At 62.5% G+C, this 25,164-nt stretch carries 22 protein-coding genes; 13 read left to right on the forward strand and 9 right to left on the reverse strand.

Annotation, left to right across the window (positions count from 1 at the left end):
* Nucleotides 1-558: 558 nt before the first annotated feature.
* The 3 genes from BJ122_RS11510 to pdxR all read right to left on the reverse strand — a co-directional run bounded on the left by BJ122_RS11510 (nt 559) and on the right by pdxR (nt 4,314).
* A complete protein-coding gene (locus tag BJ122_RS11510) occupies nt 559-1,344 on the reverse strand; it encodes a YggS family pyridoxal phosphate-dependent enzyme (RefSeq protein ID WP_110781166.1) in 786 nt (261 codons plus the stop codon).
* Nucleotides 1,345-1,361: 17 nt separating this feature from the next.
* Nucleotides 1,362-2,666, reverse strand: coding sequence for a serine hydroxymethyltransferase (gene glyA, locus BJ122_RS11515; RefSeq protein WP_110781167.1), 1,305 nt, complete (start codon nt 2,664-2,666; stop codon nt 1,362-1,364).
* 154 nt (nt 2,667-2,820) lie between these two features.
* Nucleotides 2,821-4,314: a MocR-like pyridoxine biosynthesis transcription factor PdxR gene (gene pdxR / locus BJ122_RS11520; RefSeq protein ID WP_110781168.1), complete on the reverse strand. Its 1,494-nt coding sequence runs from the start codon at nt 4,312-4,314 to the stop codon at nt 2,821-2,823.
* Nucleotides 4,315-4,429: 115 nt separating this feature from the next.
* Between pdxR and BJ122_RS11525 the strand changes: the two genes are divergently transcribed.
* Genes BJ122_RS11525 through BJ122_RS11535 form a run of 3 tightly spaced genes read left to right on the forward strand, consistent with a single transcriptional unit; the run spans nt 4,430 to nt 6,707 of the window.
* Entirely contained in the window at nt 4,430-5,656 is a 1,227-nt protein-coding gene (locus tag BJ122_RS11525) for a benzoate/H(+) symporter BenE family transporter (protein WP_110781169.1), read from the forward strand.
* The gene (pdxY, locus tag BJ122_RS11530) at nt 5,656-6,507 is read left to right on the forward strand and encodes a pyridoxal kinase (protein WP_110781170.1); all 852 of its coding nucleotides are present in this window, start codon (nt 5,656-5,658) and stop codon (nt 6,505-6,507) included. The genes BJ122_RS11525 and pdxY overlap by 1 nt, the downstream gene beginning before the upstream one ends.
* Entirely contained in the window at nt 6,504-6,707 is a 204-nt protein-coding gene (locus BJ122_RS11535; RefSeq protein WP_210205450.1) for a hypothetical protein, read from the forward strand. Before pdxY ends, BJ122_RS11535 begins: the two co-directional genes overlap by 4 nt.
* A 237-nt stretch (nt 6,708-6,944) precedes the next feature.
* Here the strand turns inward: BJ122_RS11535 and BJ122_RS11540 are convergent, their stop codons facing one another.
* Nucleotides 6,945-8,192 (reverse strand): MFS transporter, encoded by a 1,248-nt coding sequence (locus BJ122_RS11540; protein ID WP_110781171.1) that lies wholly within the window; start codon nt 8,190-8,192, stop codon nt 6,945-6,947.
* Nucleotides 8,192-10,231, reverse strand: a complete 2,040-nt coding sequence (locus BJ122_RS11545; protein ID WP_110781172.1) for a TonB-dependent receptor — start codon at nt 10,229-10,231, stop codon at nt 8,192-8,194. Before BJ122_RS11545 ends, BJ122_RS11540 begins: the two co-directional genes overlap by 1 nt.
* Nucleotides 10,232-10,350: 119 nt before the next feature.
* Between BJ122_RS11545 and BJ122_RS11550 the strand changes: the two genes are divergently transcribed.
* The 5 genes from BJ122_RS11550 to BJ122_RS11575 all read left to right on the forward strand — a co-directional run bounded on the left by BJ122_RS11550 (nt 10,351) and on the right by BJ122_RS11575 (nt 16,622).
* The gene (locus BJ122_RS11550; RefSeq protein ID WP_245407705.1) at nt 10,351-11,319 is read left to right on the forward strand and encodes a helix-turn-helix transcriptional regulator; all 969 of its coding nucleotides are present in this window, start codon (nt 10,351-10,353) and stop codon (nt 11,317-11,319) included.
* A 526-nt stretch (nt 11,320-11,845) separates the two neighbouring features.
* Nucleotides 11,846-13,570, forward strand: coding sequence for an ABC transporter ATP-binding protein (locus tag BJ122_RS11560; protein ID WP_181418940.1), 1,725 nt, complete (start codon nt 11,846-11,848; stop codon nt 13,568-13,570).
* Nucleotides 13,567-15,342 (forward strand): ABC transporter ATP-binding protein, encoded by a 1,776-nt coding sequence (locus tag BJ122_RS11565; protein ID WP_110781175.1) that lies wholly within the window; start codon nt 13,567-13,569, stop codon nt 15,340-15,342. The genes BJ122_RS11560 and BJ122_RS11565 overlap by 4 nt, the downstream gene beginning before the upstream one ends.
* Before the next feature lie 19 nt (nt 15,343-15,361).
* A complete protein-coding gene (locus tag BJ122_RS19900) occupies nt 15,362-15,745 on the forward strand; it encodes a helix-turn-helix transcriptional regulator (protein ID WP_110781176.1) in 384 nt (127 codons plus the stop codon).
* A 40-nt stretch (nt 15,746-15,785) separates the two neighbouring features.
* Complete coding sequence (locus BJ122_RS11575; protein WP_110781177.1) at nt 15,786-16,622, forward strand: class I SAM-dependent methyltransferase; 837 nt, start codon at nt 15,786-15,788, stop codon at nt 16,620-16,622.
* A gap of 543 nt (nt 16,623-17,165) precedes the next feature.
* On the opposite strand, the gene BJ122_RS11580 is transcribed toward BJ122_RS11575, so the two are convergent.
* Together BJ122_RS11580 and BJ122_RS11585 are read right to left on the reverse strand one after the other, a co-directional pair.
* Nucleotides 17,166-17,876: a hypothetical protein gene (locus BJ122_RS11580; protein ID WP_146227183.1), complete on the reverse strand. Its 711-nt coding sequence runs from the start codon at nt 17,874-17,876 to the stop codon at nt 17,166-17,168.
* 782 nt (nt 17,877-18,658) lie between these two features.
* The gene (locus BJ122_RS11585) at nt 18,659-19,252 is read right to left on the reverse strand and encodes a DUF3732 domain-containing protein (protein ID WP_245407711.1); all 594 of its coding nucleotides are present in this window, start codon (nt 19,250-19,252) and stop codon (nt 18,659-18,661) included.
* A 353-nt stretch (nt 19,253-19,605) separates the two neighbouring features.
* Between BJ122_RS11585 and BJ122_RS19275 the strand changes: the two genes are divergently transcribed.
* Both BJ122_RS19275 and BJ122_RS19280 read left to right on the forward strand, forming a co-directional pair.
* Nucleotides 19,606-19,971, forward strand: a complete 366-nt coding sequence (locus BJ122_RS19275; protein ID WP_110781179.1) for a hypothetical protein — start codon at nt 19,606-19,608, stop codon at nt 19,969-19,971.
* Nucleotides 19,972-20,088: 117 nt separating this feature from the next.
* Nucleotides 20,089-20,625, forward strand: a complete 537-nt coding sequence (locus BJ122_RS19280; protein WP_110781180.1) for a hypothetical protein — start codon at nt 20,089-20,091, stop codon at nt 20,623-20,625.
* Here BJ122_RS19280 and BJ122_RS11600 read toward each other — a convergent pair.
* Both BJ122_RS11600 and BJ122_RS11605 read right to left on the reverse strand, forming a co-directional pair.
* Nucleotides 20,622-21,131 carry a three component ABC system middle component gene (locus BJ122_RS11600; protein ID WP_110781181.1) on the reverse strand — a complete coding sequence of 170 codons (510 nt, stop codon included), beginning with the start codon at nt 21,129-21,131 and terminating at the stop codon, nt 20,622-20,624. The genes BJ122_RS19280 and BJ122_RS11600 overlap by 4 nt on opposite strands.
* Nucleotides 21,128-22,312 (reverse strand): ABC-three component system protein, encoded by a 1,185-nt coding sequence (locus BJ122_RS11605; protein WP_146227184.1) that lies wholly within the window; start codon nt 22,310-22,312, stop codon nt 21,128-21,130. The genes BJ122_RS11600 and BJ122_RS11605 overlap by 4 nt, the downstream gene beginning before the upstream one ends.
* A gap of 279 nt (nt 22,313-22,591) precedes the next feature.
* On the opposite strand from BJ122_RS11605, the gene BJ122_RS11610 reads away from it, so the two are divergent.
* From BJ122_RS11610 to BJ122_RS11620, 3 genes are all read left to right on the forward strand, one after another.
* Complete coding sequence (locus tag BJ122_RS11610) at nt 22,592-23,221, forward strand: DUF6088 family protein (RefSeq protein ID WP_245407706.1); 630 nt, start codon at nt 22,592-22,594, stop codon at nt 23,219-23,221.
* Nucleotides 23,214-24,251, forward strand: a complete 1,038-nt coding sequence (locus BJ122_RS11615) for a nucleotidyl transferase AbiEii/AbiGii toxin family protein (protein ID WP_110781183.1) — start codon at nt 23,214-23,216, stop codon at nt 24,249-24,251. The genes BJ122_RS11610 and BJ122_RS11615 overlap by 8 nt, the downstream gene beginning before the upstream one ends.
* A 102-nt stretch (nt 24,252-24,353) precedes the next feature.
* On the forward strand, nt 24,354-25,160 hold the full coding sequence (locus tag BJ122_RS11620) for a restriction endonuclease (protein WP_110781184.1): 807 nt from the start codon (nt 24,354-24,356) through the stop codon (nt 25,158-25,160).
* Nucleotides 25,161-25,164: the final 4 nt, after the last annotated feature.

Below are 25,164 nucleotides of genomic sequence, written 5' to 3' on the forward strand. Positions count from 1 at the left end.
ATCCGATCGCCAGCCGCTCTGCCGCGGATGGCCGTCCGCGGCAGAGCATTCCTTTCGGAACACCCCAACGATATTCGATTTCGCTATTACAAGGGCGGGTTAGCCGCAGGCGTAACCCGCCGAATTACCGCAGGGCTTGTCCTGGCGAAATGGCGGATGACGCTTCGCTCATCCGCCCTACGGGCTTGACCACCTGCGTGAAGTTCACGAGCAGGCCCGTCGCGATATCTCAGGTCGGCGCGATCACGTGGAGCCCTGCCCGCCTTCATGGAGGCTTATGGCCCATGCAACCTCAAGGTGCAATCAGCACTAAAGCAGGAAAGGCCTGTAGCCCGGATGGAGCGCAGCGCAATCCGGGTGTCGCAAAGCTGGACGAGGTAAGCGCTGTTCCCGCGCCTTATTCCCATTATCCCTATCGTCAGCTGGAGGCCTTCGCCCAACTCAATCCGTCGATGGCGGGATCTGGATAGAGGCAGGAAATGCGAAGGGCCGGCATTCACGCGGGGATAGAGGAGCAGTCTGAACTGCCTGACTGGATATCGCCAAACATGCAGCTATTCACTGTTCAGCGAGACCGGGCCAATAGAACGCATTGCCGGTCGGCCGCGCACCAAAGATGGCCTGGCCGACCCGCACGACGTTCGCGCCTTCTTCGATGGCGATCTCGAAATCCCCCGACATGCCCATGGATAGCTGCGTGAGTCCCGGATGGGACCGGATGGCGCGATCCCGCAAATCGCGCAGCAGGCGAAAGCAGGTGCGCACCCGCCTCTGATCAGCGCTGAAGATCGCCAGTGTCATCAGACCGCGCGGCTTGAGGCGCGGATATTCCGACAGGCGTGCGACGAAGGGCATGAGATCGTCTGGGTGCAAGCCATATTTGCTTTCCTCGCCCGACGAGTTGACCTGCACGAAGACATCAAGATCGCGGTCCAGAGCGTCAAGCCGGCGGTTCAGTTCCTCCGCCAGCCGGAAGCTGTCGAGCGCATGAAACTCCGTCGCCAGCCGGACCAGATATTTCACCTTGTTGGTCTGGAGATGCCCGATGATGCTCCAGCGGATGGGTAATTCGCTCAAGGTCGCCTGCTTGTCGCGCGCCTCCTGAAGCTTGTTTTCCCCGAAATCCGAAATCCCGGCAGCATAGGCAAGTCGTAGGATATGAGCCGGAACCGTCTTGGTGACGGGGAGAAGGCGCACGTCGTCAGGAGACCGCCCGCAACGATGACAGGCAGCCGCGATACGCGCCTGCACGGTTTTCAGGTTCGCCGCGAATGTCGTGGCGGGGTCGTTGCCGAAGCGAGCGATGTCCTCTGGCAAAAGCTCGATCTTAGATCGCGGGTCCATGCCGATCTCGCCTCCGATCAATAGGGCAACGGGAAACGCGCGACGAGCTGGCGCACCTGGCCATTGATCTCCGGCCGGCGGGCATCGAGCGTTCCGCTACGGATAGCTTCGAGGGTGTCGAGCATGAACGCGGCGATCTGGCGGTATTCATCGACACCAAAGGCGCGCGATGTCCCGGCGGCGCTGCCGACGCGGATGCCCGATGTGACCATCGGTTTTTCCGGGTCGTTCGGTATGGCATTCTTGTTGAGCGTGATGCCGACTGATTCCAGCGCCTTTTCGGCGATATTTCCGGTTACGCCGATGGGACGCAGATCGACCACGGCCAGATGGCAATCTGTGCCGCCGGAGGTGATCTTCAAGCCGCCATCGGCAAGAGCCTGCGCCAAAGCCTGACAATTCTCGACCACCGCCCGCGCATAAGTTTGGAAGGACGGTTCCAGCGCCTCGCCGAACGCTACGGCCTTCGCGGCGATGACGTGCATGAGCGGACCGCCTTGCAGACCGGGAAAGACTGCCGAATTGATCTTCTTCGCGATCTCCGCATCATTGGTCAGGACGAACCCGCCGCGTGGTCCGCGCAAGGTCTTGTGCGTGGTCGAGGTGACGACATCGGCGAAAGGAATGGGCGACGGATAGACGCCGCCGGCCACCAGACCGGCGAAGTGCGCCATATCGACCAGCAGAGTCGCGCCAACGTCATCGGCGATCTGGCGGAAGTGCGCGAAGTCCATGACGCGCGGATAGGCCGAACCGCCGGCAATCATCAGCCTGGGCCGGTGCTGACGGGCAAGGGCGGCTACCTGATCCATGTCGATGAGATGGGTTTCCGGGTCCACGCCATAGCTGACGACGTTGAACCAACGGCCCGACATGTTGACCGCAGCTCCATGAGTGAGATGCCCGCCCGCCTTGAGGTCGAGTCCGAGGATCGTATCGCCAGGGTTGAGCAGCGCGAGGAAAACCGACTGGTTGGCCTGGCTGCCCGAATGCGGCTGCACATTGGCGTAAGAGCTGCCGAACAGCCTGTTCAGCCGCTCAATCGCCAAATCCTCGACGACATCGACATTCACGCAACCGCCATAATAACGGCGATGCGGGTAGCCTTCGGCATATTTGTTGGTGAGCACCGACCCTTGTGCATCGAGCACGGCCTGGCTGACAAAATTCTCCGAGGCGATCAGTTCGATGGATTCGCGCTGCCGGATCTTTTCGCTGGCGATTGCGGCAGCAACGGCATTATCGGCGGCGGACAACCCGGCTGCGCTCACACCTGCTTTTTCGACATTCTGGACTGCATGCGGCGCGGCCGATGTTTGCATTGCTGATCTCCTTCAAGGCGCTGATGACTGGTCCGTCGCCGGGCTGCCTCGCGCGGCGGTGTTTCACCAGCTCCTATCATGGGCGTGGTCTGCCGCTCCCCTCCACTTTTCGCGAATCGATCAGACCATTTTGTTTGAGACGGAAACGGCTGATCTATGGTGATTTCGATATCGCCCGGAGTGCGTTTGCCAGCTTCTTGACCGCAACCTCGATCTCGGCCCGCGTATAGGCGGCAAAGCCCATTAGAAAACCGGCCCCGGCTTCGCCTGATGCGTGGAGCGCCGACAACCCAAGAAGCTCGATCCCAACCCGTCGCGCCGCGTCGATGGCGGCGCGCTCGGTTAGATTGCCCGTCAGCAAGCAGGGCATTTGCAGCCCGCCGATAGGAACGCGCGGTTCGACAAAATCTGACAGATGCTTGTTGACCAGGCTGACCAGCACATCGAGCCGTTCAGCATAGATGCCGCGCATGGTGCGGACATGCGCGCCGAAATGCCCGCCTTCCATAAAGCGGGCCAACGTCAGTTGCGCCATGGGGGCCGTGTGACCGTCCAGAAGCGTGCGCGCCACCGTCATCGGCTTCACCAGTTGCGGCGGCAGCACGACATAGCCGATCCGCAAGCCCGGAAACAGCGACTTGGTGAAGGTGCCGATATAGATGGTGCGGTCATGCGGATCGAGGCCCTGCACGCAGGCCGTCGGCTTGCCCGCATAATGAAACTCGCTGTCGTAATCGTCTTCTATGATCCACGCCTGATGCCGGGCGGCCCATTCGATCAGGGTGAGCCGACGATCCAGCGCCAGCGTCGCGCCGGTTGGGAACTGATGCGAAGGCGTGAGGAAGACGGCCTTCGCCTTTCGTGGTTCGGCCCTGATCTGCTCGACCACGATGCCCTGCCGATCAACGCGGATCGGAACACATTCCAGCCCTGCCGCATCGAAGGCTTTGCGCGCGCCGTAATAGGCCGGATCTTCGATGAAGATCCGATCACCGGGATCGAGCAGCATATTGGCGCAGAGCGACATGGCCTGCTGCGAACTGGTCAGCACCAATACGCGGTCGGCGGTCGCGCGCGCTCCGCGCTCAAGGTTCACATAGTCGGCGATGGCGCAGCGCAGCGGCTCGGTTCCCTGCGGATCGCCGTGATGGAGGGCCTGCGCGCCGACCTCCTTGCGCACCTGCCGTTCCAACCTCTCCCAGAGCGGAAGCGGAAATGTCCGGGTTTCCGGCACGCCATGCGCAAAGGGGCGCGGGATCAGCATCTCGCGCACCCCGCCGCTGCGGAACATGCCGTTGCCACGTTTGCTGAGGTTCGGGGCTTGGTTGCGCGCGAGTGCGTCCCGCTGGGAAAGGCGGTGGCCGGGCGTGAACTCTGTGATCTCGGCGACGAAACTGCCGCTGCCGACACGGCGGTCGATGAACCCCTCAGCATGAAGCTGCGCGTAAGCCGCTTCAATCGTGTCGCGTGACACCCCCAACGATTTTGCGAGCGCACGCGACGCCGGCAGCGGTTTGCCCGGCCCAAGTGCGCCATCGACGATTAGTTGCCGGATCGCCCGCTGAATCCGCGCATGAAGCGGCATCGCCGCATGGGCGGGATGGGCAAGCCATGCCTTCACGGATTCGAGTTGGGAGTGCTTGAACAAATGGTCTGTATCTCTGAGGAAAAGTGGATGGGAAACTCAGGCCATTGGTCGGCTAGTTGTCAAGACACTTCATCGCCTTCGCGGTCCCAAAGCCTTCAGGAGTTTCGTCACGACCATGCCGCCCAGTTCATCGCCCATCCGCCTCAACGATCTGCCCCATCCCATCGTGGCGGGATTGATCTCCGTTATCGTCAACTATGGCGGCACCTTCATTCTGGTCTTTCAGGCCGCGAAAGTTGCGGGGCTTAGCCCGGAATTGACGGCCTCCTGGGTCTGGTCGGTTTCGATTGGCGTCGGGGTGACCGGACTGTTCCTGAGCTGGAGGTTTCGCGAACCGATCATCACTGCCTGGTCTACGCCAGCGGCGGCGTTCCTCGTCACGGTATTGGCAACGACGCCCTATGCGGAGGCGGTCGGCGCTTACATGATCTCGGCGGCGGCCTTCGTCGCGCTTGGGCTATCGGGCTATTTCGAGAAGGTGATCCGGCTGATTCCGCCGGGCATCGCCTCCGGTCTGCTTGCAGGCATCCTGCTGCAATTCGGCATCGGTGCATTCGGCGGCGCAAGCGTCGATCCGCTGCTGGTCGGACTGCTGATCGTCGCCTATGTCGTGTTGAAGCGCTTCTCCGCACGCTATGCCGTGGTCGGCATCCTCGCTCTTGGGCTGGTCCTCCTGCTGACGCAGGGCCGGGTCGATCTTTCGGGGCTGAAACTGGGGTTCGCTGCACCGGTCTTCACGATGCCGGCCTTTTCGGTGAATGCGCTTCTATCCGTCGCGCTACCCCTGTTCCTCATCACGCTGACCGGCCAATACATGCCGGGAATGCTCGTGTTGCGGAATGACGGCTTCAAGACGAGCGCCAATCCCATCGTCACCGTAACGGGCCTCGGTTCCCTCATCATGGCTCCGTTGGGCTCTCATGCCTTCAATATTGCGGCCATCACGGCGGCAATCGCCACCGGCAGGGAAGCCCATGAAGACCCGCGTAAGCGCTGGATCGCAGGCATCGCGGCGGGCTGCTTCTATGTGTTGGTCGGGGTGTTCGGTGTCACGCTCGCCGCTGTCTTTATGGCCTTCCCGGCGACCTTCATCACGACGCTTGCCGGTCTTGCGCTGCTCGGCACGATTGGCGGCAGCCTGGCCGGCGCAATGGCCGATCCGACATCGCGCGAAGCGGCGCTCATCACCTTCCTGGCGTCCGCTGCCAATATCAAACTGCTTGGCATCGGCGGTGCGTTCTGGGGGCTGGTGATCGGTCTTGTCGCTCACATGGTTCTGAATGGCCGTCTGCCGCGCCGTGAACGAGCCGACCTGATCGTGAACGAGGGAGCGGCGAAGTGATGGCGATGACCACTTCCGTCATCTCGATCCAGAGCCAAGTTGTGCATGGCCATGTCGGCAACAGCGCCGCCGTCCTGCCCATGCAAACCCACGGTTTGAACGTGGCGGCGGTGCCGACAACCTTGCTGTCGAACCATCCCGGTTTCGAAACCATGCGCGGGCGCGTCCTCGAATCCGAGCTTGTCGGCGATCTGCTGCGCGGCGTCGAGGAACGCGGGCTGATCGAGACAAGTCGCTATATCGTCTCCGGCTATCTCGGCTCCCGCGCGAATGGCGATGTGGTTGCGGCTTTCGTGCGGCGCGCGCGCCAGATCAACCCGGACATTACCTATATTTGCGATCCGGTGATGGGCGACTCCAATCTCGGGGTGTTCGTCGCGGATCAAGTGGTCGAGTGCATTTGCAGCGAGCTTGTGCCGCTGGCCGATCTGCTGACACCGAACCAGTTCGAGATCGAGCTGATAACGCAAATTCAGCCTGCGAGCTGGACCAAGCTCGATGCGGCTGCCGCGAAAATCCAAGGCCATCGTGGAGCGAGACTGGTCGTGACCGGCTGCACCCTGGACGACACACCGAACGGCTCCCTTGAGAACATTGTGTTCGAGGGCAAATCCTGCACGCGGCTGACATCGCCGCGCCTGCCCATCGTTCCGGTCGGCACCGGCGATCTCTACGCGGGTCTGCTGACCGCCAAACTCACGCAAGGCTGCTCACTGGTTGAGGCTGCGCGCAGCGCCGCCGCGACCGTGCTCGAAATCCTCGGTCGAACCGTGGCGGCGGATGCCCATGAAATGCAGCTTGCCAGCGTCATCGACCTTCTTGGCCCGAAGCAGACGGAGCCCCCCCAATGACCAAATTCAACTATCAGGACTTCTTTACACATGAACTGGCGCAATTGCACCGCGAGGGACGCTATCGCGTGTTCGCCGATCTCGAACGGGTGGCGCAGACCAATATCTATGCTTTCGATCATCGAACCGGCAGGCGCGTCACGATCTGGTGTTCCAACGACTGCCTGTCGAAAGCCCCATGGCGACAAGTCACGAGGTAACAGCATCATGTCCACTGAGGCAGCCATCGCCGAACCACTCGTGGTCCTGGTCCTGGTCCTGGTCCGAACATCGCGATCAACGCGACCATCAATACAATGGCGCCGCGCCGCGGCACGCGGACAGACCGTTCTGAGGCGATCTATCTGCAGCTGATCGACGGCGCATGGATGCCGGACGTATCCGACATTGGAAAACTCACTTTCTTGCACTCCAGGACGCGACAGCGCCAGGCCACCTCAGCACTGAACTCCCGATCCGGGCAATTCTCGAACGATGATTGGGATGATTGCGAGCCCCGCTACGGCCAAAAGCGCAGCCAGCGCGAAGCAATTACCATAACCGAAATACTGCGAGACAAAGTTGCCCCCAAACCCGAACAGACCCGCGACTGTGGCGTCGGCGCATTGAAACAGGGTAAAATCCACGCCGGCCTGTGACAACGAGGCGAGGCCCATCAGCAGCGAATAGAGCGCAACGAACCCGATCGCCATCGTGATGGTTTGCAAGATCACGGCCGCAACCAGCCACGGCGCATTGTCAGCCACCAACATCGCCGCAGCGGCCAGCGTCGCCAAGGCCAGCGCCTGCAGTGCGGCGCCGATCAGCAGCGCCCGCCGCGGCCCCAGCCAACGCACCAGAGCGCCGCCGACCACCGTGCCGCCGATCCCAGCAATCGCGCCGCCGATGCCGTTCAGCATCCCCAGCACCGCAAGGTCAATGCCGGCATCGATCAAGAACGGTCCAACCACGCCCTGCGCGAGCCGGACCCCGATCTCGATCAACACCGTCAGGACCAGCCCCCAGCGCACCGCGGGCCGAGCGAGAGCGAAGGCCAGACTGGGACGGCGCGCCTTGTGATCGATCACGCGATCGGGCTCTGCCGTGGCCATGAACGGCATCGTCAGGACCACGATGAGAGCCGCCATCGCCAGCCCTGCCCACATCCAGCCGGCGAAAGCCACGATGATCGGAAACAAGCCGCCGCCGAGCACCACCCCAAAATAGCCGCCCGCGACCTGAGCGGTGTTGCCCCATCCCCGGCTCTCGGGCGGGAGCTGTTCGATCGCAAAGCCATCGCAGGCGATATCGACGGTGGCGGAGGCGATCGCCGTCACGCCAATGCAGACGAACAGCGCCACATGCGAGATCGCGCCCATCAGGGCCAGCCCGACCAGCGCCACGGCGACCAGCCCCTCGCCGACGATCACAATGCGCCGCGAGCGGCGTTTCGCGCCGCGTGGCAGGCGGTAGCGCTCCAGATACGGTGCCCAGAGAAACTTCAAAGCCCATGGCAGCATCGCCAGCGAGACCAGCCCGATGACGTCGAGGGCAACCCCGTTGGCGCGAAGCACCGCCGGGATGCCCTGAAACGTCACACCGCCGACGACACTCTGCGCCGTGTAGATGCCCCCAATGGCGGCCAGCACCGATCCGAACGGTAACCGAGTTCCCGAAACGGACGCGCCAATTCCGCGATCGACCATCAGAACTTCATCTGCATCGAGGCACCGACCAGCCGGCCTAGCCCGATCGTGCTGATGATGGTCCCGCCATAGTTGAAGCTCGCGGTGCGGTAAACCTTATCGGCGATATTGTCTGCAAAGATCTTGACGGTCAGCCCCTTGTCGAAGGCGAATTCAAGACCGGCGTCGTAGGTCGCGAACGCCGGTTGCGACAGCGTATTGGCCACATCGAAATAGGTCTTTCCGACGAGGCGGGTCGCCCCCGTCACGGCGATCTGACCGGGGAAGAACGTCTGCCCGACGATATAGCGGGCCGACAGGTTGGCGGTCTGGTCCGGTGCGTAAGGCACGCGATTGCCTGTGTAACTCACGCCGCTGAGCGGATCGACCAGATCGGTGAATTCAGAACGTCCGAAATTTGCCGTCGCGTTCAGAGTCAACTGATCGGTCGGCTTCAGCATCGCCGAAAGTTCGACACCGTTGCTCTCACCCTTGCCCGCGTTACGGATCACCTGCAAACCCGCGGGACCGACATAGATCTGCTTGTCGTTGGAGGCGATATGGTAGAGCGCGGTGGTGAGCGACAACCGGCCACCGAACAGCGCGGTGCGCAAGCCGGCTTCGTAGTTCCAGGCCTTCTCCGGTCGATAGGCCTCGGCATCCTGCGGATAGGACACCGCATGATTGAAGCCGCCGGGCTTATACCCCTCGGAAATCAACCCATAGACGCGGGTCGTATCGGTGATCTGATAACCGAGCGACACTTTTGGCTGGAAGCTGGAAAAGTCGGCAGTCTGATCAAATCCAAAACCCGATCCATTGCCGTAACTATCGGGCCTGTTGAAATTGATGGCGGCCCAGTCGTACGCCCCTCGCGCGCCGGCTGTCAGTTCAAGTCGTTCGGTGAATGCATAGGACATTTCGCCAAACACGGCTGCGCTGCGGCTCTCCACCTTGTTGCGGGACCGACCGTAGTAGCCCGGGTAACCGTCGTCATCGCGGGTGAACCAGTCGTTCCAGTACGACAGCCCGACGACTCCCTTGACTCGGCCACCACCGTCATAGGCGAGCCGCAATTCCTCGGTGAGACTGTGATCGGTCTCCGGATAGCCGACGCCAAACAGCTTGCGCTTCATGTCGACACTCTGAAACGAGGTCGAGTTTGAAAGCGTGAAGTCATCGAAGCGATAGTTCCACGACACGCCTGTGGTGGTGATATGCCGCTCGAAGACATTGTAGGGACCGTAGGCACTGAGGATCGGGCTCCGATAGAGCCGCTTGCCGACGTCCTGGTCGAGAATGAACGTCTCTTCGTGCGACCGCAGCGCTTCATGGGAAACCCAGACATTGGCGTCGAACGGACCGCCGGTCGGCGCATAGCGCAGCGCCGCGCGCCCGCTGCCGCCATCCCAGCCGTCGATACGATCGTTGCTGCCGTCCGTATCCTTGATCTGACCGAGCCGGCGGCTTCCTTTCACCGCCAGATCCATGAACAGCGTATCGGGGATCAGCACTCCCGTGGTGGTCAGGCCGCCTTCAAACAGCCGGTTGGCCACGGTTCCGAACACCGTCGAGGTCGGAGTCCGCGCCTGCTTAGTGATGATGTTGATGACGCCACCGACCGCGTTGCGGCCGTACAATGTCCCCTGCGGACCGCGAAGAAACTCGACGCGCTCGACATCGACCAAATCCTGCACCATCGCCGATGGCGCCTGCGGAACGCCGTCGACATAGACCTGCACGGAGGGGCTGTAGTAGTCGGGCGACGAGATGCCGCGAACGGTGAAATTGGCGTAGGCGCGATTGCCACGGTTGTCGATAACGAGGCTGGGGAATACTTTTTGAAGGTCCTCGATGGTGCGGACGTTCTTTTCCTGAAGGTCCGTTGCGGTCGCGACCGAAACGCCTCCATCGACCTTTTCGAGCTGCTGCTCCCGTTTGTTCGTCGTGACGGTAATCGCATCGAGCGCGATGACATTGCTGCTCTGAGCGTGAACCGGATTAGAACCAATCAAAACAAATCCGGAAACCGTCGCGAAAAACACTTTTCTTGAGAGCATTTCCAACCTTCCAGCCTGCGATCTGCAATATCACTCATGTCTTCTGTTACCGGAATGTTGTCTAACGATTTTGGGACGGCTATTGACGCAAGCCGAACCAAGATGAGAGTTGGCTTCGATTGGAGGCGAGTGTGCTTTCAAATCAACACTGTTCTTCCTCGATCGAGGGAGCGGCAACGGACTGGCGGCAGGCAGTCGATCATGAGATCGCGGCGCTTGGCTGGACTGATGGCACGCGCGTGGAGCAGCTCGACGAGAGCGTGACCATCTTCACGATCGATACGTTCATTGCCAAGGCGTTGCAGCGGCAGCAAGAAGGGCCGGCCACCTTCTCGCTGAGCGTGTATCTCGAGGGTCGAGGCGCACTGTCAATCAATGGCGCCAAACCGCTCACGATCGGCCCGCGGGTGGCGGCGGTGTTCGCCAGCCCTCGGTTCGCTCGCGGCGAAATGGTCATTCCGGCGGCGCAGCGGCTGCATTTCATTGACCTGCGTTTCGAGCAGCCGTTCTTGATGAAGGTTGGAGGAGAGCCGCTGGCACGTCTCGGCGGCGATCTCCTCACCGAGCATAGCGTTCCGGAACAGGACGTGTTTCTCGTAGGCTTGGCTTCGCCGGCGGCCTTGCAGCAGACCGCATGGGACATCGCCAGATGCCAGTTGCCCGATGGATTGGCGCGGCGGCTCTATCTGCACAGCAAGGCGATCGAAAGCCTGAGCATCGTCGTCGATGCGTTGTGCAGAAGGTCGGCCGGATCATCGACGATCAAGGCCCATGAACGCCTGCGCGTGGAGCGGGCACAGCAGCTGATCTCGACGCGCTACGATCTCGATTGGACGATCGCGCGCCTGTCTCGCGAAGTCGGACTGAACGAGCGGAAATTGAAGCACGGCTTCCGCCAGATCGTGGGCAACTCGGTCCATTCCTATCTGCGCCAAGTTCGCCTGGACGCGGCCGCCTCCCTCTTGCGCGACGGGCACAGCGTGACTCACGCGGCGCTCAGCGTCGGCTTCGACAGCCTCAGCCATTTCAGCAAGATATTTACCGAGGTGAAGGGCGTCGCGCCGAGCCGTTACCGGCAGCAATTTTAGACGCTCGCACCGCCGGCCGCGAAAAACCGCGCGTCGTCGACGCACGGATCCGATATCGGCGATACAGATCATGGCGCCGCGATGCCGGCCGGCATGCTATCTGTCGCCGAGCTTTTTGATGTGATGGCCCCTTCGATTGAACCGGCCGATGACGCCCGGACGCATCCGCCCGGACGCACCGGTGGCGTTCGCCGCGCTCCGAGACGGTGCGGCGAATGTCGGCGTTTGGCGCGGCGCCATTTTCGCGTGGCGGCGCCTCGCCATCATGGTCCGGTTCACGACAATCACCGCCCCGGATTCGTTAGACAAGCCTGTCGCGGATCGGCACACCGACAGTCATCGGATTGCGCAGGAGGCGGCATGTTCGGCACCGAGATGATGGCCACGAGAGCAGCGTTCAACGCTTCGCGACACGCGACCGCGTAACATGTCGAACACCTCCTCCTCTGCGCCGTCCGAAAACTCCGCAGCAACGTCAGACGGCAATGGCACGGGGCGGTCCGGTTCGCCCGATCAGTCGCGCGCCTTGAGTTTTCTGATCGCCGAGATGCGGCCGCACCGCACTGGAGTCGTTGTCAGCATCCTGATGGCGCTGCTCGGCGGCGTATTGTCGTTCGCGCCGCAGGTCGGACTGTGGTTGACGCTCTCTGCAGGATCTGCCGATCTCGGCCACCTGGGGCTCATCGCCGGTGCCGTCCTGCTCGCCATCGTGCTGGGGCGCGCGGCGTCGGCGGTCTCGAGCGGCGTCGCTCACCAGGTCGCGTTCCGAATCCAGGCAAGGCTGCGGACGGCGATCCTCAAAGCGCTGGGACGCACCGAGATGGGGTTTCTCGGCCGCAAGCATTCCGGTGACCTGCGCAAGGTGGTGCTGGATGACGTCGACAAACTCGAGGACGGCGTGGCTCATCTCCCGCCGGAGTTGACCGCCGCGATCTGCGCGCCGCTGGTGGCGATCGCCTGCCTGCTGGTTCTGGACTGGCGGCTGGCGCTTGCCGCGCTCGGGCCGCCGCTGCTGGGAGCCTATCTGTTCGTTCGGTTCATGCAGCGCGGCGATGGCGCAGCGCGCGCCTACTACGAGATCGTCGGGCAGATCGGCGCCGCCACTGCGGATGCCGTGCGCGCGGTCCCCACCATGAAAGTGTTCCGCCAGGAGGGCGCGGCGCTGACGCAGATCGACCGGCTCTACGAGCGCTATATCGTTCACGCCCGGTCGTGGATTCGCGATCTGGCGATGCCGATGAGCGTCGCCAATGCCGTCATGTCGTCAGCGGCGCCCGTCACCGGCGTGGTCGGCATCGTGCTGCTGGCGTTTGGCTCGGCCGACTGGACGACCGTGCTGATTGCGGTCGCGTTCGCGCTGGGCATCGACGACCTGTTCGCGAGCGCCAGCAACCTCTCGTTCCGCATCGAGCAGATCGCCGAAGCGTACGCCCAGATCCAGACATTGCTGGACGCGCCGCCGCAGCCGGTACCGGACCGCCCCGCTCGACCAAAACGCTGTTCGATCAGTTTCGACAACGTCAGCTTCCGCTATGCCGAACGCCTTGCGATCGATCGGCTGTCGTTCATCATTCCCGCCGGCGAGGTCGCGGCCGTGGTCGGGCCGAGCGGTGCCGGAAAGAGCACGCTGGTTCGCCTGCTCGGCCGCTTCTTCGACGTTGCCGACGGTAGCATCGCGATCGATGGCATCGACATTCGTCAGATCGAGGCCGCCACGCTCGCCGATACCGTGTCGTTCGTCCTGCAGGACGTATTCCTGTTTCAGGGAACGATCGCCGAAAACATCGCGCTCGGCCGGCCCGACGCGCCGCGCCAGGCGATCGAGCAAGCGGCCCGCCGCGCGCGCGCCGACGGCTTCATCGCGCGGCTGCCGCAAGGCTACGACACCATGCTCGACGACCGCGGCGCGGGCCTTTCCGGAGGCGAGCGGCAACGGCTGTCGATCGCGCGGGCGCTGCTTCGCGATACGCCGGTGCTGGTGCTTGACGAGGCGACATCCTATGCCGACCCCGACAACGAGGAGCTGATCCAGCAGGCGCTCGACGAAGCCGTGCGCGGCCGCACCGTCCTGGTGATCGCGCATCGCCTCAAAACCGTCTGCAACGCCGATCGCATCCTGGTGCTCGACCACGGCCGGCTGATCGAGCAGGGACGGCACCACGATCTGGTCGCGGCCAACGGCCTCTATGCCCGGCTGTGGCGGCGACAGAGCGAACGCGCCGCCCCTGCTTTGCCGGAGACAGTCGCATGAAGCTGATCGCCCTGATCGGCCGTACGCCGCGTTCGACGCGCGTCGGCATCGTCGTGCAGTTGCTGCTGCAACTGGCCGCGGGAGGGTGTGCGGCCCTTGCGATCGCGACGCTGGCCGTACCGGCCTGGACGGACGGCGCTCAGTCCATCGGCACCGGGTTGCTAGTCATCCTGGCCCCGATCGCCGTGCTCGGCCTGATCGGAATGCGCATCGTCGCATCGGCGGTCGCCGGCCGGATCGGCATGCCTGCGGCTTTTGCGGCGACCACGGTGCTGCGCCGCGCGCTGCTTCGCCACGTGGTCGACGTCCCGCTCGACGTGTTCAGCCGGTGGTCATCGGCACGGCTGGGCATGATTGCGACCGACCAGGTACGCAAGGTGGAAATCGCCTTCAGCTTTGCGGTGGGCGAACTCGTCTCCTGCTGGGCCACCACGGGGCTGCTGCTCGCGCTGTGTTGCGCGCTATCGTGGCGGATCGGCGCGGCCGCCTTGCTCGGCGTTGGCCTCTACGCATTGACGAGCTGGCTGAGCGACCGGCTGATCGCACGGGCCTTCGCAGCGCTGCAGCCGGCGACCAATGAAGCCGCGCGGCGCATTGAGGAGCATCTGCAAGGCCTCGCCACCATCCGCGCCCACGGCGCGCTGCCGCTGCGGGAAAGCGCGCTTACAACGGTGATCGGCAGACTTCGTGACATCATGGTGGCGCACAGCCTGCGCCTGTCCGGAGCGGTGCGCTCCGGCGCGGCCACCATCGACATCGCCGTCTTCGCCGGCTTTGCCTGGGCGGCCAGCCAGGCCGAAAGCGCCGCCGCGCTGACGGCCGCCGGCTGTGCCGCCGTGCTGGCGATCGGCGCCAACCGCGCTTTGGCGCGGAGCGCCGCCTACCTCGCCCTCCTGCGGCTTGGAGAAAGCGCCGCCGCCGAGATCGGCGAATTCCTCGCCGCTCCTCCACTGACCTGCCAGCCGCCGGCCGCCATCCCCGATCGCTTCGACATCGCATTCGACGGCGTCACCCTCGCCTATGACGGCCGGTCCAACGCGGCTCTGCGCGGGCTCGATTTCAAGGTGCCGGCCGGCCAAGTCACCGCGATCGTCGGGCCGAGCGGCGCCGGCAAAAGTTCGATCCTGGCGCTCGTTGCCCGTCATCGCGAGGCCAGCGCCGGCACGATCACCATCGGGGGCGTCGATATCCGACGGATTCCAGCCGAGGCGCTCGCGCAGTTCGTCACCTTCGTCGAGCAAGAGCCTTTCTTGTTCAACCGCCCGCTCGGCGACAATGTCCGGCTCGGCAGGCCCGAAGCACGACAGCACGAACTCGACGCGCTGGCACGCGACGTCGGGCTCGACGAGGTCGTGGCCGGGCTCGACAAAGGCTGGGATAGCATTGTTGGCGAAGCCGGCGGAACGCTGTCGGGCGGCGAACGCCAGCGGGTGGCGATCGCCCGCGCCGCTCTCAAAGACTCGCCGATCGTGCTGCTGGACGAAGCCACCTCCTCGCTTGACGCCGACATGGAGGCTCTGGTCCGCACCGCTCTGGCGCGCCGCTTTGCAGGCCGCACGGTGCTGATCGTGACTCACCGCATGTCGATCGCCGCCCAGGCCGACCACATTGTCGTGCTGGCGGATGGCCGCTTGGTCGGTGCAGGCACTCATGAAGTCCTGCTAGCCGCCGACGGCCTCTACGCAAAGCTCTGCGAAGCCGAACAACGATCCGCTGGGTGGCGGCTGGGCGCCGGTCGCGCGGGGCCGTCGTCGGCATCGGCGCGTCGATGAGATTTTGAGTAGCAGCGTCATGCCTTACCCCTTAGACGCAACAGGTGGCAATTCTCACATTTGCGCGTTTCTTGAATCGACTTCTTTGCGAAGACGCGCCACCGAACTACACGTGAAGATCGCACGATCGAGCGATCGAATTAGTCCAACTCTAATCGACCGCCCGGCCAGCCTCAGCCGATCGCATGTCGCCCGGGCGTTTCGTGCTGCCACCAGCAAGTCACCGCAGGACTATTTGCAGGAGCGCCGGCTGTCCAAAGCAGCCCGGCTGCTGGAAGCTACTGAACGTCCGATCACGGATACTGCATTCGCGCTGGGTTTCAGTAGCCCGAGTGCATTGGCTCAGAGATTCCGGCGACGCTTCGGAACCACACCAACCGCTTGGCGCCGGGGCGGACGATGACCCTGCGGCGGCGTCCAACCGAGCAATATAGGCATTCCAAATGACCGATCGACAGTCGCCGAACAACAACTTCGCACTCACGGGCGTTGCAGAGACCCTGCTGTGGCCATTGTGGACCCGCACCACGGAGGCTCGCAAACTGAACGGTTTCTTCGACGATCCGATCGGGATCGCTTTGATTGACCATCTCGACTATGATTTCGCCAAATTCGGACGCCCCAATGGCTGGCACGCCGTGCGATCCAAATTCTCCGACAATCTCATTCGCCGCTTTCTCGCCGCACATCCCCACGGCACCGTCGTCGCGCTCGGCGAGGGTCTCGAGACCCAGTTCTGGCGCACGGACAACGGCAGCGTGCACTGGATCTCGGTCGATCTCCCCGATGCCATCGCGGTCCGCCGCCGATTTCTTCCACCCGAGCCCCGCAATTCGCTGATCGCCTGCTCGGCGCTCGACGCAGCCTGGATGGACGCGGTCTCCGCTGCTGAACCGGTCTTCGTCTCGGCCGCCGGCCTCTTGATGTATTTCACCCGACCGGAGGTCGAAGGCTTGCTGCGCGCCATCGCCGAGCGGCTGCCGAACGCGGAACTCTTCTGCGACCTGATTCCACCGTGGCTGTCGCGTCGCACCCTGAAGGGGCTCTACACGACGCGACGATATCGAACCCCCGCGATGCCGTTCGGACTGGGCATCGATGATATTCCTGTATTCCTGGCCGGCGCAGGCGGCTTCGTGGTGCTGCAGAGCGTCACCTATCCCCAAGCCTTCCCAGAATGGTCGCCGGTCGGCGCTGCGGCAATGAGGATCCCCTGGTTGCGCAGACACGCTCCGTCTCTGGTGCATGCCCACCTCCGGCCGAATGAAGCAGCGACATGAGCTCGATCAACTCCGGATTGGAACGAACGGACGCGCGAGCTGACCGAGAGCGCCGCGTTCATCCACTTTGTCGAACTGCGAACCAGGCGATCGCCTATCACGTTGCAGAGTTTCTTAACCGTCGCGCCGACCGGCGCCGCATCTGGCTGCGCTTGAGGATAAACGACTAGATCTTCGATGTTTGTGGATTTCTAATTCCCCCGATGCCGAGAAGATGTTTCAATGGCTTATACCAACGGCTCCTACCATTGACTCGTCATGCCCGCGCTTGTCGCGGGCATCCACGTCTTGAAAGCGCCGCAAGATCAAAGACGTGGATGGCCGGGACGGAGCCCGGCCATGACATGCGGATGGGTTGGTATCAATTTCCGTTGGTATTAGTATTCTCTCATCGTCTGCTGCCGCTGAACGCAGCCGATCGGCAACATCCCGCCGGCGGAAGCCGCGCAACGCTATTACGCAATACTGAAACAACCGGCCATGGCGGCGTAGCTTAAACCAAATGGCCTCCGGCAAACCCGGGGCAGTTCACCGGATCATTGCTCACCGCTTCGACCTCCGCCAAAATTCATCACGGGATATCGTTTGTGCCAACGTGGGATGAATCGTCAGCCCACTATGTGAGTCCAACAAAGACCCTCGATCGTTTAGCCACGGTAGTCGCTTGTCGATCCCCGTCGTCAGTTCGTCGCTGGTTGTTTCGAGCCGAATCCGCTTGACGCCGATCGTCTCGGGGCGGACCAACTCGACGCTGGTGGGATCGCTTAGGTCGCGAAACCGCACCATCCGCGGCCAGTCTTTGCGCGGGAGTTCGGCCTTGTAGTCGGCGAACCAGCCCCCCAGCTTGCCGACGGCCGCGACATGCGAATCCACATGCCCACGCCGCGTCTCGGGAAGGAAAGCCAACGTGACCATCGCCGATAGCGGCTGACAACCGCCGCAGATCTCGCGCAGAACAAAGATGGGGCCATCGGGCAGATCGACCGTGACCGCCTCGCCGAGAAAGTCTCCGCCCCCAGCATGTTCTTCGGGCAGGATCTTGAGAGCCTTGTAAGCGCTGATTTCCATCACCGACGAGCCGGTCTTCAGTCCGTCGGGTGTCTCCACCTCGACGGTCATGCGGAAACGATAGCGTTTTGGAAACAGGAAACTGCAGCCGGCGACCGGCAATGCCAGACCACCACTTGCTAACACGCCTAACAATCCTCGCCGTGTCACGCCTCTCGACTCGTCTGGATCAGTGCTGTTGCTCACGTCGAAAACCTCAGCAAGTCGCCCGTAGCCCGTAGGGCGGGTTAGCCGAAGGCGTAACCCGCCGAATAACCGCAGGGCTTGTCCTCACGAAATGGCGGATGACGCTTCGCTCATCCGCCCTACGGGCTTGACCACCTGCGTGAAGTTCGCGAGCAGGGCCGGCGCGATCACGTCGACCATCCACCCGCCTTCATGGCAGTTTATGATTGACGCAACCGAAAGATGCAATCAGTCCTATGGCGAGGAAAGCAAGTAGCCCGGATGAAGCGCAGCGCATGGTTTACGGCGGCGCAATACGCTTCGCTATTGCGCCCTTTGAGCTTTGCCCATGAAAAAAGCCCACCGAAACCGGTGGGCTTTCGATTCATGTTCTGCCGTAACGAGTAGCGGGAGTGATTACTCCCACTCAATTGTTCAAAACCCACCTAACATACTGATTTATCGTGGTCTTTTCTTGTTCGGCCCGCAGAAAGCCGACCCATGGGCCGTCAAAATCCTACACTATTGATCTTAAAGGGAAAATCGCGCCTAAAAATTTTTGATGGCTTCACCATCTATCGAGATCAGACGCTTCTTGGGCCCAGCCTGCGGCGACGTGTATGGCTTCATCGCGCACGAAGAAAGTACCATCACCGCCACATAGCATAACGCATTGTGCGAGCATTGCCTATTGCGTAGCTAGACCGTCCGATCTCGATGTTATCGCGCAACTCCAGGAGCACGATCTCGACGGCCGGCACCCCCGATTCGGCCGATCAGGATTCTCCAAAGCAGTTCCGAGATCATTCCTCTTCAAGCCAATCGAATGGCACCAACGCGCGGTCGCGCCATTCCTCGGCCAAAATGACGTTGGGCAAATCGCCCCATACATCCTCGTCGGCATGGTCGAGCACGATGACCTGCAACCGATCCCGCGCAGCCGTTACCTGCTCGCCCAGAAGTGCGAAGACTTTTCGCACAGCGACTACATCGTCATCACGCCAAGTCACAGGGTCCGCGCCGGTATCTCCAGCGGTCCGCCGCGGAAAATAGACCTGACTGGGTTGATCGTAGATCAGGAGACCCGGCACGGGATGATGCGGAAGGTCAAGGAAGAAGACCTGGAGGGCGAGCGTCAGAGCGACGTGATAGGCCAGCCAGTTGGCGCCGCTGCCGATTTCCCATAGGTAGTCGTCGCGCGTGCCCCTGATGACCTTAACTGTGAGATCGGGGATCATGAGCCGTACCGGCGCATCGGGCCACTCCGCATCTAGGTGGGGTATCAGGCGTCCGGTCGTCGCCTCGATACTGTCGACTGCATTGCGGAGCTTTCGTGCGATTTCGGTCTCAGAAACCTTGCGCTGTAGCTCGGCGATCTGTGCCTTGAGCGCGTCAATTTCCTGCCGCAGGTCGGCGGACTGGTCGGTGCGGTCGTATAGCTCGAGCGCCTGTTCCAGACGGCCAAGGAAGCGCTCCATACGGTCAAACCGGTCGATGGCCTGCTTGGCTGCCTTCGAATCCCGCTCGAGCACGCCGATCTCTCGGCGGATCTCGTTGAGCCGGACGAGCTGCGTTTCTGCCGCCGCGCGGAGACGAAGCACTTCGCGGTCCAGCGTGTCGGACACACTCGGATGGGTCTAAGCCGAACCTCAATCGAGGCGAGTGCGTCCGTGAGCTGGTCGATCTTCTGCTTGCCGCCGTTCGATATGAGCGCGACCGGCTCGCTCGCTTCAGCGTCCGTGGAAAGCTTTTGCAACCAGTCGGACAGCGCGAGGCGGTCGCGCTGAATACGGAGCGAGCTGCCGTAGATGTCGCTGCTTTCCAACAGGCGGCGCAGTTCGCTAAGACGCTGGCGATGCCGCGTCAGCTCGGTGGCAACCACGGTCTCTTCGGCTCGAAGCGCCTGGAGCCGATCGAGCGCGGTGTCGACACCGGCAAGGGTGGGATGCGCGGCATCTCCGTTAGCTTCGACGACTCTGCGGAGCAGATCGACGATTTCCGGCCAGTCCGTCGGGATAATCTGGTCGGCCGACAACAATCCGAATTCGATCGCCTGCCGGAGCCAGGATTGCGCCTCCATCCGCCATGCATTGGCGGCAGTCACCATAGCCTTTAGATCGTTCTCCCGCCGGCGCAGATTGCGCGACAGCCGGTCCAACTCATACCGGGCCTGCAGGATGTCCGCCGTCACCGCCTGTAGGATGTAGGGGAAGATTGTCTTGAGCTTCTCGCGGTGCTCGGTCGTATCGGCCTTGAAAAACATGACGTCGGGGTTGGCGACGATGTTTTGTGGCTGAAAGGTGAAGGCCATGAGATCGCGGAAGCTCGGCCGCGACTTGAAGTTCGAATCCGCCTCTGGCTCGAAATCGAGGTTGGTGAGACCCGCGAGCCGGTTGAGCATCGCTTTGACAACCTGCGTGGTAGTCCCTTTGTCCTCGATGTGTGCCGGGATTTCGACCTCGGCCCCCTCGATCATCACCATGTCGCTGGTGCTTTGCTTGTCGCCGGGTTCGCGCCGGGCCAGCAGCTTCTGCCCCTCGACCGTGTCGATGAGCACGCCGAACCAGCTACAATTCTCTCGGATAACACCGACCGGGATGGCGCATTTATCGGACGCCAAGCAGTAATCGATAATGGGGATCACGGCGGACTTGCCGGTCTTCGACGCGCCGCTAATAACGTTCACGACGCCCGGGTGGAACTCGACAATGCGTGGCTCGCCGTCGTGCCGGGGCCAGAGGATGAGTTTGCGCAGTTGAAAATACATTAGAAATCCACCCTCAGCGTCGAGGCCACCTGCGCTAGACCGAGCCTGGAGAACCAGTAGCCGAGCTTATCGGCTGCCGCCGCAAATCCCTTCAGTCGTTCGGGCAATCTCGGTTTGGCGGCGTTGAGAAGATCGAGCGGATATCCGCGGAGCTGGGCTGTGTCGTAATCGATCCGAACGAGCTTCGATGTCGCGGCCACGCCGATCGACTGAAGGCTGAGCGGCCGCAGTTGGATCGCGCGCCCATGAATGCCCATCAAGATTTCCCGCTCCTTTTCGAACTTCGCCGCGAACAGCGGCAGGCCTGACGCCTTTCGCGTTGATGCCACCTCATCGAACGTCTGCCGGTGCAGAAGCATCGGCAACACCAGGAACGCCAATGGGATCGGCGCCGCTTGGGCACCGTCTTCCTGATAGCCCAGCGTGAACTGCCAGATCAGATAAGCGCCGATCGCAGGATTCTGCACGATATCGAGTTCGGTGAGCCCTAAGGTGGATAAGGCCGTCATTCGCCATCCCCTTCCAGCAGCGTCAGATAATCGCCGTGCCAGCCAAGGCGACGACGATCGGCTAGGTCGTTGAAGCTGCCGTGAACGAAATGACTGGGAACCGCCCGCCCTTCGAGGGGGGCGACATGCTGAGCACACTGACGGTAAATCAGCCGGCCCTGGATCGCCGCCGACTTCTCTCCGTGCAGATCGGCGACGTCGCCTTTAGCAATGCCGTACTTCTTAAGGAGATCTTCGTCCCAACCGTCCAGGCTGCCGGAAAATATCTCGCCACGTTCGGCCCAATCGGCCTTGTCTGCCGAGGCGCGAAGATAGTCGCTGACGGCGCGAAGCCGGTCCTCTTCGGTCGCCTCGATGAGTTCGAGCTGCCGCACGAACACCGGCCGGGCCGCGGCGATGCCGGCGATCAGCGTGTCATCGGGCGACTCGCTGAGCGATGCCAGCAGGCCAGGCAGGTTGTTTTGGCGTATGAAGGCATGGAAATCGCGGCGGAAGGCTTCCGCATCGAGGATGGGCTTTTCGCCCCGCTGGATTAGTCGATCCATCGCCTGTTTCGCTTGGCCGATGCCGGAGCGGACGATGATGTCGATATGGGCCTCGGCAATCGACGGTCGAAGACGATCCCTGATGCTTTCCAGTGGATCGTCCGCCTCCGCCTCCAGTTCGAAATTCCGGAAGAGACCATGGCGATGGTCCTTGGGCGCATCGAGCAACGCCAACACCTTGGCCGCGCTAGCTGGCGGAGTCTTCTTCTTGTCGAGCTTCGCCTTGATGACGGCGAGTGTGGCATCAACCTCTTCGTCGGACGCGGCCGCGGAGAGCGCCTCCGCGAAGGCGCCTTTCTTCGCGGGCGTCACGTACAGCCGAAAAGTGGCGGATGCCGCCTGGCACTGCCCGGCATCAAGCATGACCCGCCAATTATCGAAGGCCTTCCAAAGGTCTTCGTCCCAGTCCGAAATGGGATTTTGCTTCAAGGCGCTCTTCGTCTGCTCAAGACAAACACTGCCATCGGCGTAATGGACTGAGACATCGTCTTGCAGCTCTAGAGCAACCTTGGCACCTTTGGGCGCGGTGAGCAGGTGATAGAACGCCCGTACGGGCTGAAGCGCAAAGCCGAGATATTGCCCCGGAGCACTATGCTTCGTTGGTTTTATCTCGACGTTCAAAAAGTCATGCCCCACTTCTTAACTGCGCCCCCGCTCGGTCGGATATATAGATAGTTAAGCCATAGCACGTTCCGCACAAGTGAGTTGTCAGATTCCGCGCACGGAGCCCGGTTGAGGACATCAGCATTGGCGTGAAGCCGGATCGCCGGTCGCGTCCATGAGCTTCTTCAGGAATCACCGAGGATCTCCGATCCACAACGTTGTCGTGAGCTCGGCCCTCCCTCCGAGTAAACAGCGGGAGGCTCCTCGTGCACGCCCTTGCATGTCAGAAAAAGATGCATTATTTTCTGACGCATGAAGACGGTAGCCGCCTCTGTTCCTGACCGGGTCATGAAGCGCGTCCGCGCCAGCGGACGCGGCAGCGTCTTCACGCCCAGCGACTTCCTCACGGTTGCCGCTCGCCCGTCAGTCGATCAGGCCCTCTCCCGGCTGGTGAAGGGCGGACAGCTCCGCCGGCTTGCGCGTGGGCTCTACGACTTCCCCAAGCTGCACCCGAAGCTCGGGGCACTGTCCCCTGCGCCGGACGATGTCGCACACGCTCTTGCCCGGGAGACCGGCTCCCAGGTGCAGATCGCCGGCGCACGGGCAGCGAACGCGCTCGGCCTTTCGGCGCAGGTCCCGGCCCAAAGCACTTACCTGACCGATGGCCCGTCACGGCGCGTCGTGCTGGGAAACCGCGTCGTGGATCTTCGCCACGCCTCGCCCAAGCATCTAATCGCGCCCGGCAGCCCTGCCGGAACGGTGGTTCAGGCGCTTCGCCATGTCGGCCCCGTTCGGGCGGCTGACGTCGCGCAGGTCGCGGCGCGCCAGCTTTCGGCCAGCGACAAGAAGACGTTGGCCTCAACCGCTCTTCAAGCGCCTGCCTGGATGCGGCCCACGCTTGTTTCGATCGCCAACGCAGCGGTGGCCGATATCGATGGATGACGTCGCCCGTCTCCCTGCCGACGATCGCGCGGCTCTCTTCGGGGAGACCGGCGCCGGCCGGGGCGTCGCCGACACGATCATCGAAAAGGACTTTTGGCTCTGCTGGAGCCTAAGGCGCCTGTTCGGTCTCCCGAAGGGCGCCACGGCCACCCTCGTCTTCAAGGGCGGCACGTCGCTCTCCAAGGCGTTCAATGCCATCCGCCGCTTCTCCGAGGACATCGACCTATCGTTCGACCGGGCAGAACTCGGATATACCGGCGAGCGCGATCCCGAAAAGGAAGGGATCAGCAGGAAGCAGGCGGCCCGGCTTATCGACGACCTGGTCGGCGACGTCGAGCGACACATCGCCGAGAAACTTCTCCCGGCGCTCCGCGCCGCGATCGTCGAGCAGCTCGGCGAACCGACCAACGGCGAGTGGTCGTTGGAGATAGACGCTGCCGACGCCCAAACGGTCAACTTCCACTATCCGACTGCGCTACCTGCCGCCGAATACGAAGGCATGGCCTACATCACCCCGCGGGTAAAATTCGAACTCGGCGCGCGCGGCGCCCCCTGGCCGATCGAAGAAAAGGTAATCAGTCCCTACGCGGCCCACGACTATCCGGACTTCTTCGCCGATCCCGACACCAGCGTGACCGTGCTGTCAGCGCGGCGCACCTTCTGGGAGAAGGCGACCGCGCTCCATGCGGAGGCGCATCGCCCGGCGCAATCACCGACGCCGCAGTATTTCTCTCGGCACTACTACGACCTCGCCATGCTCCTCGACACGGATGAGGGCCGAGCTGCCGTTGCCGACCTCGATCTGCTGGCGCAGGTCGCGCATCACAAAGCGACCTTTTTCCGCTCGAGCTGGGCCAGCTATGATACGGCTCAGCCAGGCACGATCCGGCTGACGCCGGACGACGCGCGCGTCAAAGACCTGAAGGCGGATTACCGGGCGATGGCGCCAATGATGTTTGACCAGACACCGCCATCGTTCGACGACATATTGGCGAAAATTGCCGCCCTTGAAGAAACGATCAACAGCTAACTCAAGGCTGTCCGCTGGGGAGGAAGATCTATCAATTCGATTCGATCCATTGACCTGCGTCTCATTGACGACCTCGTCGACTTCGTCCGGGGCCCGGGCTTCGTGCTGGATTTTTCCGACACCAGTTTTTCGGACTTCTTCGCCTCCGTACTCAAGGTGAACATCGACGATCCGAAATACGCGGCCAACGGCGGATCGAAGGGCAAGCGCCTCCGCTATTTCCTCCAGACCTGCGATGACGCGACCGCTATTCGCGCCCTGGAAGCGCTCTGGGAGCATCGCAGCGAGTATCTGGCCCGCTCCGGCGGCGCCGACCCCGTCGCCAATGCCGAGACACGCTACCAGGGCCTGATCAACCGCCTATCGGGTGGTGGTGTACCGTCGCGCCCTTCGGTAAGCCCCCAGTCTGTTCCCGTCGACCGCGCGGCGATCGCGAAGATCAAAGCGGACTTGCTGCAGGTCACGGCCTTGACGCCGCATGCGCACGGCTATGCGTTCGAGGGATTCTTCGAACGACTATTCGACACCTTCGGATTGGCAGCGCGGGAGCCCTTCCGGTTGCGCGGCGCGCAGATCGACGGCAGCTTCCAGCTCGGAAGCGAGATCTACCTGCTCGAAGCCAAATGGCACGGCCAGCCGATCGGCGTCGCCGAGCTGCACACCTTCCACGGCAAGATCGAGCAGAAGGCGGCCTGGACCTGTGGTCTCTTCGTCAGCAACAGCGGCTTCACCGAGGACGGCCTCGCCGCCTTCGGACGCGGCAAGAGCGTCATCTGCATGGACGGCCTCGACCTCTATGAGATGCTCGACCGTGAACTCCCGCTCAATCAGGTTCTTGAACGCAAGGTCCGCCGCGCCGCTGAAACCGGCGCGCCGTTCATTCGCGTCCGCGACCTCTTTCCTCAGTGACCGG

The organism is Rhodopseudomonas faecalis, assembly GCF_003217325.1.
Classification (GTDB): Bacteria; Pseudomonadota; Alphaproteobacteria; order Rhizobiales; family Xanthobacteraceae; genus Rhodopseudomonas; species Rhodopseudomonas faecalis.